The sequence below is a fragment of the Streptomyces sp. NPDC093598 genome, from assembly GCF_044764825.1.
Taxonomy (GTDB): domain Bacteria; phylum Actinomycetota; class Actinomycetes; order Streptomycetales; family Streptomycetaceae; genus Streptomyces.
In genome coordinates this window covers 1133170-1148694 of record NZ_JBIWIV010000001.1, presented here as the reverse complement: position 1 = coordinate 1148694, position 15525 = coordinate 1133170, and the positions used below count along the sequence as shown (strand labels likewise).

General features: G+C 71.4%; 16 protein-coding genes. 8 read left to right on the top strand and 8 right to left on the bottom strand.

The annotated features are described in order from the left end of the window. Genes ACIRDU_RS05315 through ACIRDU_RS05290 form a run of 6 tightly spaced genes read right to left on the bottom strand, consistent with a single transcriptional unit; the run spans nt 1 to nt 7605 of the window. Nucleotides 1-765: a polysaccharide deacetylase family protein gene (locus ACIRDU_RS05315; protein WP_403574661.1), complete on the bottom strand. Its 765-nt coding sequence runs from the start codon at nt 763-765 to the stop codon at nt 1-3. After that, nucleotides 749-2449: a lipid II flippase MurJ gene (locus tag ACIRDU_RS05310; protein ID WP_403574659.1), complete on the bottom strand. Its 1701-nt coding sequence runs from the start codon at nt 2447-2449 to the stop codon at nt 749-751. Before ACIRDU_RS05310 ends, ACIRDU_RS05315 begins: the two co-directional genes overlap by 17 nt. Continuing rightward, a complete protein-coding gene (locus ACIRDU_RS05305; RefSeq protein WP_403574656.1) occupies nt 2446-3786 on the bottom strand; it encodes an O-antigen ligase family protein in 1341 nt (446 codons plus the stop codon). Before ACIRDU_RS05305 ends, ACIRDU_RS05310 begins: the two co-directional genes overlap by 4 nt. Before the next feature lie 5 nt (nt 3787-3791). After that, nucleotides 3792-5219, bottom strand: coding sequence for an exopolysaccharide biosynthesis polyprenyl glycosylphosphotransferase (locus tag ACIRDU_RS05300; RefSeq protein WP_403574653.1), 1428 nt, complete (start codon nt 5217-5219; stop codon nt 3792-3794). After that, nucleotides 5216-6466, bottom strand: coding sequence for a glycosyltransferase (locus ACIRDU_RS05295; protein ID WP_403574650.1), 1251 nt, complete (start codon nt 6464-6466; stop codon nt 5216-5218). The genes ACIRDU_RS05300 and ACIRDU_RS05295 overlap by 4 nt, the downstream gene beginning before the upstream one ends. Before the next feature lie 50 nt (nt 6467-6516). Beyond that, the gene (locus tag ACIRDU_RS05290) at nt 6517-7605 is read right to left on the bottom strand and encodes a DUF3344 domain-containing protein (protein WP_403574647.1); all 1089 of its coding nucleotides are present in this window, start codon (nt 7603-7605) and stop codon (nt 6517-6519) included. A 398-nt stretch (nt 7606-8003) separates the two neighbouring features. On the opposite strand from ACIRDU_RS05290, the gene ACIRDU_RS05285 reads away from it, so the two are divergent. From ACIRDU_RS05285 to ACIRDU_RS05270, 4 genes are all read left to right on the top strand, one after another. After that, a complete protein-coding gene (locus ACIRDU_RS05285) occupies nt 8004-8708 on the top strand; it encodes a hypothetical protein (RefSeq protein ID WP_403574644.1) in 705 nt (234 codons plus the stop codon). A gap of 656 nt (nt 8709-9364) precedes the next feature. Then, nucleotides 9365-9487: a hypothetical protein gene (locus ACIRDU_RS05280; protein ID WP_267886808.1), complete on the top strand. Its 123-nt coding sequence runs from the start codon at nt 9365-9367 to the stop codon at nt 9485-9487. Between the two features lie 190 nt (nt 9488-9677). Continuing rightward, the gene (locus ACIRDU_RS05275; RefSeq protein WP_403574642.1) at nt 9678-10163 is read left to right on the top strand and encodes a tyrosinase family oxidase copper chaperone; all 486 of its coding nucleotides are present in this window, start codon (nt 9678-9680) and stop codon (nt 10161-10163) included. Continuing rightward, nucleotides 10147-11013: a tyrosinase family protein gene (locus ACIRDU_RS05270; protein WP_403574639.1), complete on the top strand. Its 867-nt coding sequence runs from the start codon at nt 10147-10149 to the stop codon at nt 11011-11013. The genes ACIRDU_RS05275 and ACIRDU_RS05270 overlap by 17 nt, the downstream gene beginning before the upstream one ends. Nucleotides 11014-11092: 79 nt before the next feature. On the opposite strand, the gene ACIRDU_RS05265 is transcribed toward ACIRDU_RS05270, so the two are convergent. Next, nucleotides 11093-11392, bottom strand: coding sequence for a chaplin (locus tag ACIRDU_RS05265; RefSeq protein WP_403574636.1), 300 nt, complete (start codon nt 11390-11392; stop codon nt 11093-11095). Nucleotides 11393-11777: 385 nt separating this feature from the next. Between ACIRDU_RS05265 and ACIRDU_RS05260 the strand changes: the two genes are divergently transcribed. From ACIRDU_RS05260 to ACIRDU_RS05250, 3 genes are all read left to right on the top strand, one after another. Continuing rightward, nucleotides 11778-12050 carry a hypothetical protein gene (locus ACIRDU_RS05260; protein WP_403574634.1) on the top strand — a complete coding sequence of 91 codons (273 nt, stop codon included), beginning with the start codon at nt 11778-11780 and terminating at the stop codon, nt 12048-12050. 436 nt (nt 12051-12486) lie between these two features. Continuing rightward, nucleotides 12487-12762 carry a hypothetical protein gene (locus tag ACIRDU_RS05255; RefSeq protein ID WP_403574631.1) on the top strand — a complete coding sequence of 92 codons (276 nt, stop codon included), beginning with the start codon at nt 12487-12489 and terminating at the stop codon, nt 12760-12762. A 142-nt stretch (nt 12763-12904) separates the two neighbouring features. Then, entirely contained in the window at nt 12905-13183 is a 279-nt protein-coding gene (locus tag ACIRDU_RS05250) for a hypothetical protein (RefSeq protein ID WP_403574628.1), read from the top strand. A 190-nt stretch (nt 13184-13373) separates the two neighbouring features. On the opposite strand, the gene ACIRDU_RS05245 is transcribed toward ACIRDU_RS05250, so the two are convergent. Then, complete coding sequence (locus ACIRDU_RS05245) at nt 13374-14333, bottom strand: D-2-hydroxyacid dehydrogenase family protein (RefSeq protein WP_403574626.1); 960 nt, start codon at nt 14331-14333, stop codon at nt 13374-13376. Nucleotides 14334-14865: 532 nt separating this feature from the next. Between ACIRDU_RS05245 and ACIRDU_RS05240 the strand changes: the two genes are divergently transcribed. Next, nucleotides 14866-15186, top strand: coding sequence for a GYD domain-containing protein (locus ACIRDU_RS05240; protein ID WP_184558278.1), 321 nt, complete (start codon nt 14866-14868; stop codon nt 15184-15186). Nucleotides 15187-15525 lie beyond the last annotated feature (339 nt).

Here is a 15525-nt window from a genome sequence, read left to right as displayed (position 1 = left end):
TCACAGGCCCTCCACCGGGCGCCGGCGCAGCCGGTGCAGCCCGTACTTGAGGTACAGGCGCCACGCCGTGTCGTCCTGGCCGACGTACACGCGCGGCAGGGCGTGCGGACCGGTCAGCGGGCCGGGGTCGATGGCGCAGGCGTAGGCGTACCCCGCTGCCCGTACGGCCTCGACGGCGCGGGCGTCGATCGTGCCGTACGGGTAGCAGAAGCCGTCGACGGGGGCGCCGGTCAGCTCCTGGAGCTGTGCGCGGCTCTCGGCGACCTCGGCCTCGAGCGTGCGGTCGTCGGCCTTGGTGAGGTCGACGTGCGTCAGCCCGTGCGAGCCGATCTCCACGCCTTCGGCGGCCGCGTGCCGGATGCCGTCGGCGGTGAGCAGCGGCTTGCGCGGGCCGAGCGGATCCCAGGCGTTGTCGCCGCCGAGCCGTCCGGGCAGCACGAAGAGGGTGGCGCCGCAGTCCCAGCGGCGCAGCAGCGGCAGGGCGTCGGTGACGAAGTCGGCGTACCCGTCGTCGAAGGTCAGCCCGACCAGGTTCCGCCCCTCGCCCCGGGCGCGGGCGGCGAGCAGCTCGGTCACGGACACGCCCCGCAACCCGTGCCGGCGCAGCCAGGCCAGCTGCCTGGCGAGCCGTTCGGGCGTGACCGTGATGCGGTACGGGTCGTCCGAGCAGTCGCCCACCGAGTGGTACATCGCCACCCAGGGGACCGGACCCTTGCGCGGGGCCGAGGGTCTGCCGGTGTCCAGGGAATCAACGGAAGCGGCCATGTGTGAGCCTTCGTGTGACGGCGCGTAGGGAGCGCAGAGCGGACGCGGAACTCTGGGCACCGAGGGCCCAGGTGAGCGGGACGAAGACGAAGGTCACGGTCAACAGGCCGGCTGCGAGGCCCGCCGCCGGGGACGGCAGCCGGCTCGCGGCGAACGCCCCCGCGGCCGTGGCGACGACCGCGGCGGACACCAGCCTGCTCAGCTCTGCCAGGACCTGGCGGACACGGACCGAGACGCTCTGCGGGCTGCTCAGCCGGCCCGTTCGCAGCCCGGCGAGCAGCAGGGCGGCCGTGCCGGTGATGCCGAGGGCGTTGGCGGCGGCGATGCCCGCCACGCCCCAGGAGTGCACGCAGACGGCGCCGACCGAGGACGTCACGGCGATGCCCGCCGCCATCGCGCCGAGGGGGTACCAGCTGGCCCGGCCCGCGGAGAAGTAGGACCGCACGAAGGCGCCCACCAGGGTCTGGCCCAGCAGCCCGAGGGCGTACACGCGCATGACGCCCGCTGTCGCGGCGGTGTCGCTCGCGGTGAACGCGCCGCGCTGGAAGAGCAGTTCGATCATCTGGGGTGCGCAGGCGATCACCGCGCACATGCCCAGCAGCACCAGCCACGAGGCGAGCGTCAGATCCCGCTCCACGCGGCTGCGGGCCCGCGCGGTGTCGCCGTCCGCGAGGGCCCGCGCCACCACCGGAAAGGTGACGGTGCACACCATCAGCGACAGCGTCATCGGGATCTGGGCGACCTTCTGCGCGTAGTTCAGGTGCGAGATGGCGCCGGCGGGCAGGCCGGAGGCGAGGAAGCGTTCCACGAGGACCTGCGACTGTCGGCACAGGGCGAACAGGAGGACCGCGGCGACCAGGGCGAGCTGCATCGGCCGCTCCTCGACCACCGCCCCTGCCCTGGCGAGGCTCGGCGTACGCGACGTCAGTCGCCGCCACAGCGACGGCAGTTGCACCGCCACCATCAGAAAGCCGCCCGCCGCGACCCCGACCGCGGCGGAGCGCACGCCCCAGCCCTCGCCGAGGAGGAACATCGCGGCGATGATGCCGGTGTTGTAGGCGACGTAGATCGCCGCCGGCGCGAGGAAACAGCGGTGTGCCCGCAGGGCGGCACTGCAGTACCCGGCGAGCCCGAAGGCCAGCACGCAGGTCGCCGTGATCCGGGTGCAGTCGACGGCGAGCCGGGGGTCCGGCAGGCCGGGGGCGAGCGCCTGGACCAGATAGGGGGCCGTGCCGGCGATCAGCGCGGCCACCGCGGCGAGGGCGAGGCAGAGCCGGGGCAGGGTGGCGCCGACCAGGGCGCGGACCGGGTCGCCCGGTGCGCCCCGGGCACGGCGGGCCAGCGCCATGCTGAACGCCGGGATCAGCGCGATCGCGAGCCCGTCCTCGATGAGCAGCGTGGCGGCGAACTCCGGAACCGTCCACGCCACCAGGAAGGCGTCCGTGTCGCTCCCGGCGCCGAACAGCCGTGCCAGCGACTGGTCGCGCACCAGGCCGAGCAGCGAACCGGCGATGGACAGCGACGCCGTGACGAGCGCGGCCCTGGCCAGGAAGCTCCCGGAGACCGACGACGACGCCGAGGCCTGGTCGGCACCGCCGCCGGCCTTGGTGGCGGCACGCGCCGGGGGCACGGTCGCCGCGTCGTCCGTGTCGGAGCCGGGGGACTGCGAAGGCACCACCGTCATCGCGCCAGGGCCTCCTCGGCACGCTGAGGCACCCCGCAGCGGGGCGCCTCCACCCGCGCGTCGCAGGTCAGCGCCCACCACGCCCCGAGTCCCATGGCCACGGCGATCAGCACGGTCGAGGGGCCGCCGATGTCTCCGTACATGAAGTCCGTCAGCAGCCAGACCAGCAGCCCGCAGGCGACGAGCCCGCAGTCGAGTCCCGGGCCGCGGTCGCGGACGCGCACCAGCCGCCGCACCCCGCACACCAGCAGCGCCAGCCAGCTTCCGGCGAGCGCGAGCAGCCCGATCAGGCCCTGCTCGCTCAGCACCAGCAGGTACATGTTGTGCGGAGACAGCAGCGGCTGCCTCTGGTACGCCGCTCCCGCGCCCTCGGTCTCGCTGCCCGACGACAGCGCAAGCGTCGCGTGCCCGTCCCGGTACTCGGGGAAGCCCTTCAGCCCGACACCTGTCAGCGGGTGCTGCCGCCAGATCTCCGTGGCGGACGCCCACAGGGTGTACCGGTCGACGACGGACTGGTCGGGGGCGTCGGCGACCTGCGCGATGCTGCCGATCCGCTGTTGCAGAAGCGCCGAGCCCACGCCGAACCCGCCCACCAGGATCACGCCGGCGGCGACCGCGGCGGCGGCCGCCTTGAGCGCGCGCCGCCATCCGGTCAGAACAAGCTGCACGGTGCACGTCAGGGCGGTCGCGATCCAGGCTCCCCGGCTGAAGGAGAGCGCGAGCGGCAGCAGCAGCACCGAAGCGCACGCGGCGGCGGCCACCCGCTGCCGTACGGACACCCGGCCCAGCGCGATCCCGACCGCGCACACCAGGCCGAGGGAGACCGCCGTCGCCATGCCCATCACGTCCTGCGGCCCGAAGGTGCCCACCGCCCGGATGTTCGCGCCCTGGTAGGAGGCACCGGTCCGGGTGAGGAACTGGTGGACCCCGACGGCCCCCTGACACAGACCGAGCCCCACGCAGGACCAGGCCACCATCCGGAAGCCGGTCCGGTCGCGGAGCAGCAGCAGCACGGCCGCCGGAACGAGTACGAAGGTCTGCAGATAGCGTCCCAGGCCGGTGAGCCCTGCCTGGGACGAGAACGCCCCCATGGCGGCGAGCGCGAGCCCCACGACCGGCAGGCCCAGCACCACGGCAGCGGCGGGCGACAGCGGGCGCCGCCGTTCGAGCAGGAGACGGAGCACGCAGTACACCACCACCAGCCCGGAGAGCACGTCGGCGGGCCCCGCGCCGTCCCGTGTCAGCGGCAGCGCCAGCAGGGCGGGTACGGCCACCACCAGCAGGACCGGTGTCAGCGCGGCGACGCGGTGGGGAAGCGGTGTCAGTGCGAGGCTCACCTCTGTCAGCTCCCCGTGGGACGTACCACCGTGGCGGCGGTGCGCAGCAGGATGCAGACGTCCTGCCACAGGGACCAGTCGTCGATGTAGGCGTTGTCGAACCGGCAGCGGTCCTCGATCGAGGTGTCACCGCGCAGACCGTGGATCTGGGCGAGGCCGGTGATGCCGGTCCGCATGCGGTGGCGGACCGTGTAACCGGGGTAGGTCTGGCCGAACTGGGCGACGAAGTAGGGGCGTTCGGGCCGCGGTCCGACCAGGCTCATGTCGCCGCGCAGCACGTTCCACAGCTGGAGCAGTTCGTCGAGCGAGGTGCGCCGCAGCATCCGGCAGAACCAGCGCATCTCGTTCTCGTTCGCCACGCTCCACCGGGTCGCCGACTCGTGCTCGTCGACCGGGCGGTGCGTACGGAACTTCAGCAGCGTGAAGGGCTTGCCGCCCCTGCCGATGCGCTCCTGCCGGAACACCACGCCCGGCCCGTCGCTGATCCGCAGCACCGCGGCGAAGGTCAGCAGCAGCGGGCTCACCAGCAGCAACAGCGTCCCCGACACAAGGATGTCGAGCGCCCGTTTGGCCACGCTGTCCCGCCGGGCCGTGGACATGTCCAGCCGCCGGCAGGAGAACCCGGCGAGCCGCTCCCGCGTCGCGTACGACGGGGAGTCGGCATCGACCTCCCAGACCACGCAGCCCGACTCGGCCAGCGCCCGCAGCAGCGGCTCCTGTTCGGCGCGTACGGAGGGGTGCACGGCCAGCACCGCCCGGACCCCGTTCTGGATGACCGCGCGCTCGACCTCCTCGGCGCTCGTCAGCACCGGCAGGGTCTCGGTGCCGTCCGGCTGCTCGGCGACGATCCCCACCGGCCGCACACCGCACCGCGGGTGACGCAGTACGGCGGCGGCCACGCGCTGCGCGGTCGTGACCGGGCCGAGGACGAGTGCGGTGTGCGGGTGGCGCAGCAGCACGGCGCGGCGCCGGGCGTGCACGGCTCCGCGCAGCGCGCAGCCGGCCACCGCGTGCAGAGCGAGGCCCGTCAGCACGGTACGGAGGGACAACGCGTGCTCCGGCCGGTACGCCGCCAGGAGCGCCGCGAGCGCCAGCCAGGCCACCGCGATGCGACCGCACACGGCGGGCAGTTCCTCCAGCAGTCCGGGTACCGGTGGCCGCCCGTCGCGCCGGCGCAGCAGCAGCGAGGCGACGATCAGCAGCGTGACGAGGAGCGGATGGCGCTGGGCCTCGGTCAGCGCGAGGGTGCCCGCCAGGGCTGCCGAGCCGTCGGCGACGAGCAGCGGGAGGGGTGAGGCCGGCCGGGCCGGGTGCCGCGGGGCGGACGGCCGGAGACCGGTGGCGGTGCCGCGCGGCGGCATGACCGAGACTGGTGAGGATCCGTGGTCCCGTGGCGGTACGCCGGGGGAGGGCACGGTACGTTCGGCGGTCACGAGTGGATGGACTCCCTGTACTCGGTGGGCTCGACGCGCTGTGTCGTCCGGTTCGCCTCGGCGCCACGTCCGGTGTCGAGCGGCCGACCGGGCTCAGCGCTGGGGGTGGTGGCGGTCCATGGGCCGAGCAGGTCGCGATAGACGTCCGAGACGGCCTCGGCGGTGTACCGCACGTCGTGGGTGGACAGCACGTGCCGGCGGCCCTGGTCGCCGAGCGACTCGCGCAGCAGCGGGTCCGCCAGCAGTGCGGTGACGGCCGCGGCCAGGGCCGCCGGGTCCTCCGGCGGGACCAGGCAGCGGGCGGAGGAGGAGGGCGGCAGGCTCTCGCGGGCGCCGTCGACGTCCGTGACCACCACCGGCCGCCCGCAGGCCATCGCCTCCAGCGGTGCCAGGGCCATGCCCTCCCAGCGGGACGGCAGGACGACGAGATCGGCGGCCTGGTACCAAGGGGAGGCGTCGGCGACGGCTCCGGCGAACACCACGGACTTCGGGGCGCTCTCGCGAAGCCGGTCGTGGTCCGGCCCGTCGCCGACCAGGACGAGGCGGGCGTCGGGCACCTGCCGTTCGACGGTTTCCCACGCCCGCAGCAGGACGTCCTGGCCCTTCTGCCGGCACAACCGCCCCACGCACACGGCGAGCGGTGCCGCCGGGTGGATGCCGGCGAGCGGGGCGAGCCCGGCCCGTACGGCGTCCGCGGCGGCCGGACGGAAGCGTTCCGGGTCGATGCCGTTGGGGACGACGGTCCACCGGCCGGTGATCCTGGCGTGCACGCCGGTCGCGCGCTCGGCCTCACTCACACACAGCACACGGGAGGCCCACCGCGCCCCCCAGCGCTCCCACATGAGCGCCAGGGCCGCGGTGCCCCCGCCGACCGCCTCGAACGACCAGGCGTGCGGCTGGAAGACCGTCGGGATCCGCCCGCGTACCGCGAGGCGTCCGGCGAGTCCGGCCTTCGCGCTGTGCGCGTGCACCAGATCCGGACGCACCTCGTCGATCACCTGTGCCAGGTGCCGTACCTCCCGGAAGAGCGAGGTGCCGGGCGACCGCGTCGCGTGCCAGTGCCGTACCCGCGCGCCGAGCCCACGGAGTTTCGTGGTGAGCGCGCTGTCGGGGCAGGCCACGGTGACGTCCAGGCCGTCCGACAGCTGTGCCTGGACCAGGTCCGTGACGACGCGCGCGACGCCGCCGTCCACCGGCTGGGTGAGGTGCAGGACTCTGGGGTGGGGTGCGGTGGATGACAGGTGCATGTGCGCGGATTCCTCGCTCGCGAAGGCGTTCGGGGCGGGCGGCGGCGTACTCACCGCCGTGCGTCGACGGCGACGAAGAGCACGCCGGCCCACGCCGCGTCCTGCTGAGACCGGATCCGGAAGGTCGCCTCGTCACCGGCCTGCTGCAGGCCGCCGGCGAGGTCGAACACGTCGGAGTCGTAGCCGAGGTTGTTGCCGTAGGCGGGCACACGTGCCGCATCCGCCCCGGGCTCACTGATGGTCGAATTGAGGACGTCGTCCCGGGGGTTGGCGGCGTTGGTGAGGGCGGACTCGGACTGGCCGGTCGTCACGGTGAGCGAGTCGCCGGTGGTGCCGCGGTCGCCGTTGTACGTCACCAGGCCCGCACGTCCCCACGCGCCCGCGGCGAAGCCCAGGCCGGACAGGCGGACCTCCTGTCCCGTACCGGACATCAGCGGGGTGAAGCCGTCCCAGACCGCGAGGTGCCGCAGTGGCTCCGCCGGGTTCTCGTAGGCCACCACGAGCGTCCAGCCGCCCCAGGCGCCGGCCGTCGACCTGCCCATGGCGACGTTGACCTGCGCCACGGTGTACAGGCCCGCTCCGCCCTCCCGCACCAGCCGTGTCACGTCGGCCGAGGCCTGGAAGGCGTCCATGCCGTCCAGGACGCGGTGTCCGACCATCGTGTCCGCGAGCACCTGCTTGTACTCGCCGCCGGGTTCGGCGATCAGCACGCGCCCGTTGTCCTCCGGCGGCTTCTGCTCGCCCACGCGCAGGTTGCCGCCCCAGTAGAGGCGCGCGTACGTCACGCGGGAGCCGTTGGGGAGGCGGACCTCCGCGCGGGAGGAGTTGTACGTGTTGGGGTCGCGGTCGACGTCGACGTAGAACATGTCGAAGTCGCCGTTCACACCGAAGCCGCCTGCCTGGGCGTCCGGACACGCAGGGCGCTGGGCCGTGCGGCAGGTGATCGATGCGTTGGCCGCGCGTACGATGCCGCCGTGCTGGAGCGTGCGGTACCGCTCGGCGAAGCCGATGCTCTCGGCCTCCGGTGCGGGTGCGGCAGCCGGTGCGGCCGCGGGGGAACTGCTGGCTGCCCACACGGCGGCAAGGGCGAGGACGCCCACGGTCGCGCGGCGAAACAGCGGGCCCAGGGAATGGCGCATGACCGGTTGTTGCCCTTTCGGAACAGGTGGCCGTGGCAGAGCGCCACGAGTGCGATGTGTCCGCGCTGAGGAGTGCGTCGGGCGGTTCGCAACTCTAGTCATCAACCGGACATAGTCGATGAAATTCGGTGAAACCTGACAGTGTGTCGGAATCGTGAAATCGCAAGCATTTGCTGGTTTCGCCCGCCGACTCGCCCTCGGGACGCGCCTCCGCTCGGCGCGGACCGCCGCCTTGCTCCGTCAGGGATCGGAGCGGTGCGCCCTGACAAACCGTCTGATCAGGCCGGACGCGGCGAAAGAGGGAATTATGGAATCCCGAAAAGCGTATGAGCGGTTGCGGGAAGCCCTGGGGGCTTTCACGGTGGGCTCAAGATCCAACGCCGTCGAAAGGAATCCCCATGTGTGCTCTGCCCGTGCGGCGCATCGCTTCCGGCGCGCTCTGCGCCGCCCTTCTGGTCGGGATCACCGGCCCCGTCGCCATGGCGGCCGAATCGTCCCGCGGGCACGGCCATGTGGCGCCCGAGACCCGGCTTCCCGGCGCGGATGTGCGACTCGCGCAGATCGAGAAACTGAACTGGGGCGAGCTCACCCCCGTCGCCGACCTGCTGACGGCCGTGCTCCGGGACGACAACGGCACACTGCCCCCGGCCGAGGCCAGGAAGCTGGGAGCCGCCGCGAAGGCCGCCCTGACCGAGGCGGCTGCCAAGGACGCGGAAACCTCGCTCATGTCGACGGTGGTGCGGCTGCCGGCTCCCGCCCTGCCCGCCGCGGTGCCCGGGGTGTCGGTGCCGCGCGCCGCCGACCCCGTGACCGACCTGCTGGACCTCGTCCTCGGCACGGTCGACGGCCTCCTCCAGGTGATCACCTCTGGTCTCGGCGGCGTCCTGCCCGCGGTCGACGGCCTGCTGAACGGGGTGGGCGACCTCCTCGGCGCGCTGACCGGAGGCGACCTGTCGCTCCAGGACGAACCCGATGCCTCGGCACCGTCCGACGAGTTGTCCGGCGAGTCGCTCACCCCGTCGTCGACCTCGGAAGCCGCGCAGCCGGCCGTCACGTTCCCCGAGGCGCCGCTGCTGACGCCGGCGCTGCCGCCGACCCCTTGAGCCTGTTTCCAGTCGTGGTGCCGACCGCAGGCGAGCGGCGCCACGACTGTTGTTCTTCAGTCCTTTAATAGATTTCGTATGAGGTATTGGCAATCTTCGGCATCTCCGGTTTCCGCCCAGGCCAGGGCTCGTTAGGCACGGCGACAGAATCCCCTCCGGCGACGCGCGTTGCCGAAGAAAGGAACACGATGAAGTCTCTGAAGGCTGCCGCCGTCTTTGCCGGATCCCTGATCGCCGCCGGTTCCGCCACGCCGGCGTTCGCCCAGGACGCCATGGTCGCTCCGGGCATCGCCCCCGCCGCTCAGAGCGCTCCGGACGTGCAGGCTGCCCCGGCTCCGCAGGCGGCCCCGGTCGCCCAGGCGGCCCCGGTCGCCCAGGCGGCTCCGGTTGCCCAGGCGGCTCCGGTTACTCAGGCGGCTCCGGTTCAGAGTGCTCCCGTCGCCCAGAGCGCTCCGGCTGTGCAGAGTGCCCCGGTTGCCCAGCCCGCTCCGGCTCCTCAGCCGGCTCCGGTCGCTCAGCCTGCTCCGGCTGTGCAGAGCGCCCCGGTTGCGCCGCCTGCTCCGCCCGCCCCGGTTGCTCAGCCCGCCCCCGCTCCTCAGCCTGCTCCGGCCCCTGAGAGCACCCGCGACCTGGCGTCCACCGACCTCACCGGCGGCGTGAGCACCAAGGTCCCCCTGGACGTGACCGCCGAAGGCAAGGAGTCGCTGGTCCACACGGCGAAGAACGCCGCGTCCGCGGTCAACGACGCCAAGCCGGTGCACGGCAACCTGTGGTTCTAGGGCGAAGACAACGCCGTACGGAGGGCCGGTCCTCGGAAAATCCGAGGACCGGCCCTCCGTACATGTCCACCTCTGCTCCCTCCCCTCGGGGAACGGCCACCGGCGTTCACTTGTCTGGCCGCGCGGCGGTGACCGCGCGGGATGTCCGGCGGTTACGGCTACGACACCGGAACCGGACGAGGAGTGGACCATGGCCGTCAGCATCGGCGAAGGACAGGCGGGGGGCGGGGCGCCGGCCCCGGCGCGGCCCGGACCGGGCCGCACCCGGCGGGAGGTGACGCGCGGTCTGCGGATCTGCGCCTTCGCCGCCGCCGTGGCGGCCCCGGTGGCCGCCGCCCTCCGGTCGCAGCGCCCCGGGCCCGGGGACGCCCCGAGCGGCACCGTCTTCGCCGAGACCTATCGCGGCCGCCGCATCGGCATGGTGTGGACCCCGCCGCACGGCCGGTCCGGGCAGGGCCGCTGGCACGTCACCGTGGACGGCCGCCCTCTGCACCTGATGCGCCGGGCCGACGGCACCTGGCTGAGCATGGTCGACCACTACTGCTCCTATCCCTCGCCGCTCGAGGCCGCCCGCGCCGCCGTCGACGCACTCGGCCCCGGCGGGCGACTGCGCGAGCCGGCCCCCGGAAGCGCGGCCCACGTGCACACGGAGAACCGGCGTGGCGTACGTACGTAGGGACGTCGGTACGCTCACCAGAGCCGAGCAGCGGCGGTTCGTCAAGGCGCTGCTGGAGGTCAAACGGCGGGGCGAGTACGACGAGTTCGTGCGGATGCACATCGAGTACTTCACCGCGGACGGCGAGCACGGCCTGCGCGCCGCGCACATGGCGCCCTCGTTCCTGCCCTGGCACCGCCGGTTCCTGCTCGACCTGGAGCGCGCGCTGCGCCGGGTGGACTCCTCGGTAACGCTGCCGTACTGGGACTGGACGCGCGACCGCAAGACCACCTCCACGCCCTGGACGACCCATTTCCTCGGGGGTGACGGGCGCCGTTCCGACCACCAGGTGATGACAGGTCCGTTCGCCTACCGGGAAGGCAACTGGACCATCAAGGTGAACGTGACCGACAGGGTGTTCCTCACCCGGGACCTCGGACGCCCCCGCAACCCGATCGGCCTGCCCACGAAGAGCGAGCTGGAGTGGGCGCTGAAGGACCCCGTCTACGACGTGGCGCCCTGGGACTCGACGGTCACCCGGGGTTTCCGCAACAAACTGGAGGGCTGGGGCACCCGCCGCGGCGACACGGTCTGGCGCAACCACAACCGGGTGCACGGCTGGGTCGGCGGGGACATGCTCGGCGGCGCCTCCGTCAACGACCCCGCGTTCTGGTTGCACCACGCCTTCATCGACCTCCAGTGGTACCGCTGGCAACGCCGGCACCGCGGTGCCGGCTACCTCCCCGCGACGCCGCCGCGCCGGGGCGATCGGCAGCACGGCCGGATCGTGGCGCGGCGCCAGAGCCTGCCGCCGTGGGACGTGACGCCGGCGGAACTGGAGGACGTCGGCCGGATCTACCGCTACGCGTGAGGTGACACGGGCTTTCACCGGGCACACGGGGAGAGCCCCGGCCTCAGGGGGCCGGGGCTCTCGGGGAGGACAGTGCAAGTCAGTGGCGGTGACCGCTCTTCTTGCCGCTCTTCTTGTTGTCCTTGTGGTCCTTCTTGTGGCCCTCGTTCTTGCACTCGTTGCCGAAAGCCGGGTTCAGCAGGCCGACCAAGTTGACGGTGTTGCCGCACACGTTGATCGGCACGTGGACCGGCACCTGAACCACGTTGCCGGACAGGACGCCGGGCGAGCCGATGGCCGCGCCCTTGGCGCCGGCGTCGGCCGAGGCGAGACCGGCCCCACTGAGCACCACGGCGCTCGTGCCGAGAGCGACAGCGCCAACCTTCGCGATGCGAGACATCACGTTCTCCCTTACTGACTAGGTAAGTGCGGCAGCAGTACGAGCGCCGCACTGCCCGTTCAACGCGACGATCCCCAACCGGTCACGAGAAATCTTCTCCGGATCACCCGTCTTGAACGGGGACTCCGCCGAATGGGTGTTGATGGCCGTCCTCTGCTCGTTCCCGGCCTTCTGCCAGGCGCACGGGCGGGACAGCAGCCGGTTCGGCGCGGCGGCCCGGCATGGACCCATCGACGCATGCACGGCAACGCCATGAAGTGCACGTTCACAAGAAAGCCACGCTGCAGGGCGTTTCGCGTGACAAAAGCCGCAAACGACGCTTATCGTAGCGACTGTAAGTGACCGGGCCATAACGGTCCGCGTCGACTCGAGAATCGGAGAAGTAATGCGCAAGTACCAGAAGGCCGCGGTCGTCGTGGCCATGCTCGGCAGCGTCAGCTTCCTGGGCGCCGGCGTCGGCCACGCTTCGGACGGGCACAAGGTCAAGGTCGAGAACGAGCAGGACCAGTCCTGCACGCAGAACGAGACCACCACGGGTGGCCTCATCGCTGCTGACGACGTCCTGGTCGGGATCAACGTCCTCGGCGTGCAGTCCAACGACCAGAGCGAGCGCAAGTCGCAGACCTGCACCCAGGCCTTCGCCTTCGGCGGCAAGTGACCGTTGACACGGTGATGTAGGCAGATCTCTCGGGGCTCGGACCTGGTGTCCGAGCCCCGAGGCGTGCCGTCTGGCTCTTCGGTGTCGCAGAGTCCAGGTCGGTTGCATGTGGCGATGAGCCGGCGCGGTAGTGCCGTCGCCGTCTCCTCGTCGACGTTCGGCCGCCCCCGGTGACGGTGACGGTCGCGTGTCGCGTGTCGCGTGTCTGCGGCACAGGGCCGTCTGTCGCACCAGGCGGCTACCGGGGCGGCAATCTGCCGAGGCTGACCGCCCGGGGCGGTTGTCCGGTGTCTGCGCACAAGGGTGGCAACGGGGCTTTTTTTATAGCAGTTGCGTGATTGGGCGTTTCGTCTGTCGAGAACCGCGTTCATCGCCTAGTGTTTGCAACTGTCAGTGACCAGCCCATCACGGGCTGTGTCGACAGATCGGAGAAGTAATGCGCAAGTACCAGAGGACCGTAGTCGTCGCGGCCATGCTCGGCAGTGTGAGTTTCCTGGGCGCCGGCGTCGGCCAGGCTGCGGACGGCGACGAGAAGTTCAAGCTCGACAACAAGCAGAGCCAGTCGTGCGAGTCGAACGACTCGAAGACGGCTGGGCTCATCGCCATCGATGACCTGAACCTCGCCATCAACATCCTCGGCCTCCAGACCAACGACCAGAGCGAGCGCAAGTCCGTGACTTGCACGCAGAACTTCGCCCTCGGCGGTCGTTGATCACTGATCAGGTGATCCAGGCAGGCCCGGGGCTCGCACCTGGTGCCGAGTTCCGGGCCTGCTGACTGGCTTGTTCGCCGAACCAAGCGTCGGAACGGCTCCGCCGTCCAGCAACGGGGGCCGACCGTAAAGGAAAAGGTAGATGTTCAGTTCAAGAAAGATCGCAGCGGCAGCGGGAGTCCTGGGTAGCTTTGCTCTGGTCGGTGTCGGTACCGTCCAGGCCTTCGCCGAGGCCGGCCCGGGCCGGTGCGTCGACGACGGCAAGGGCCACGTTCGCTGTGTGCAGGTGAGCGAGTATCAGGTCACCAGCGACAAGCACGGGAACGTCAAGATCGTCAACGAGTCGACGCAGACCTGTCCGGCTTCGAACAGCCAGGTCACCTGCGTCAGCAGCGTTGTCGTCCCTGGCCAGAAGTCCTGACGTTTGCCACAGGCGGCCGAACGGCTCTTGTTCACGTCGGCACCGTCGCGTCAGTCGCTCTGCGCAGCGGAGGATGGCCGGGACCCGGTACCGGGTCCCGGCCATCCTCGTGTTTCACCGGTCCCACGGGCTGCTGTCGTTGGGCCGGAGCGCGGCGCCGGACGGGAGTCAGTACACCCATGACAGATCGTCAAGGCAGCCGTCGCACGGGCGCGCCCGCGAGGAACGCGCGGATGTTCTCGACCGCCTGCCCGTAGTACGTCGCGTAGTTGGCCTGCGAGACGTAGCCGAGGTGCGGGGTGGCGAGGAGGCGGGGGGCGGTGCGCATCGGGTGGTCGGCGGGCAGCGGCTCGATGTCGAAGACGTCGACCCCGGCGCCGGCGATCCGGCCCTCGTGCAGGGCGGCGAGCAGGGCGTCCTGGTCGACGATGGCCGCGCGCGAGGTGTTGATCAGGTACGTCGTCGGCCTGAGGAGGGCGAGTTCGGCGGCTCCGAGCAGTCCGCGGGTGCGGTCGCTCAGCGCGAGGTGGACCGAGACGAAGTCGCTGCCGGTGAGGAGCTCCTCCAGGGAGATGGCGAGTTCGACGCCGACCTCGTCGGTGCGCTCCGAGGTGAGGTTCTGACTCCACGCGCTGACATGCATGCCGAAGGCGAGGCCGACCCTGGCCACACGGCTGCCGATCTTGCCGAGACCGAGGAGTCCGAGACGGCGGCCGTGCAGGTCGGCGCCTACGGTGGACTGCCAGGGGCCGCCGGAGCGCAGGGCGTTGCTCTCCTCGACGAGGCCGCGGGCGAGCCCGAGCAGCAGAGCCCAGGTCAGTTCCACGGGCGGGGTGGAGGAACTGGTGGTGCCGCACACGATGACGCCGTGCTCCTCGGCGGCCGCGTAGTCGATGACCGAGTTGCGCATGCCGGAGGCGACGATCAGTTTCAGCCGGGGCAGGCGGGCGATCAGCGACCCGGGAAAGGGCACGCGCTCCCGCAGGGTCACCACGAGGTCGAAGTCGGCGAGTGCGGTGGCCAGGGCGTCCTCGCCGGCGATGTGGGTGTCGAAGGGAACGACCTCGACGTCGTCCGCGATCGGTGACCAGTCGGCGACCTCGGTCGCCACGTTCTGGAAGTCGTTCAGCACAGCACAGCGCAGCCGCACGTCATGCCCCTCTCATGGCCCGTGGTCCGCCCACGGTTGGGTTCCAGGGGTCATGATCGCGCTCGGGCGGCGGCGCCGGAAGGCCGTCCCGGTCACCCGACCACTCCGGTGCCGGTTGGCTTCCTCGTGGCTTCGGTGGTGACCACGGCCGCCAACCGCGACGGCGTCGGCCACCTGGTGGTGGCGACGGCCGTGCCGGCTGCGCGCTTGCGCCTTCTGGCGTGCCCTTGGCCCGCTCGCAATGGGGCTGGGCCTGGTGACCACCGCTTCAGGAGTTCGATCCGCGCCCGCTCCGACTGTGGCCGTCGACTGCTGCGACGGCCGGACATAGTCACTTACGCATCCCCCCGACGATTTTGTTCTGGTGGCCGTGTGCCTCGGTGGGCTGACCGCGCCTTGGTCGGGACGTAAGCCGTATGGCGGCGGACTTCGCGACGCGGACGCGGAGGAGTAGGGAGAATGCGGAGTGAGGGTGATGACGAGGCATATGTGACAGACGCGAGAGCCGCGCGAGACGTGAAAGGCGGAACCCATGCCGAAGTACCTCTTCAAGGTCAAGTTGACCGTGGACGGACTGAAGGGCCTGCTTGAAGAGGGCGGCACCGCGCGCCGTGAGGTCGTCGAGCGGTTGGTCCAGAGCATGGGTGGCCGGCTCGAATCGGCGTACTGGGCACTCGGCGAGGAGGACTTCTACCTCACGGCGGATCTGCCAGGCAATACCTCCGCCGCGGCCCTGGGGCTGGTCACGTCGGCGGCCGGTGGCGTGCGCACGAACACGGTTGCGTTGCTGACGGCCGAGGAGATCGACGAGGCGGTCCGTCAGGAGGTGGACTACCGGGCGCCCGGCGCCTGAGCCGTCACCCGGTGGGCATCACCGAGCCGCTGCGGCCGGTTCGAAGAGCGCTCACGTGGCGGAAGTCCACATCGGAGTCCGTATGGGCCCCACGCGGGTGACCGCCAGGGTTCAGAGCAGCTGCCGATCGAGGGCAACTTCTCGCTGACGTCGAAGACTGCTCCAAGCTCTGCCGCCGAGCAATGTGGCTCACTTGCTGGTTTCTGTCGGTCCGAGTCCGCTCCGGGTACCGTCGTCGACTGCTGCGGCGGCCAGACGGAAGTGCTGGTGTACGCCCTCGTCCGGCGTCGTTGATGTCAGCCGTGGGAGAAGTCTTCTGGCCCGTAGCTCTATGGCCGT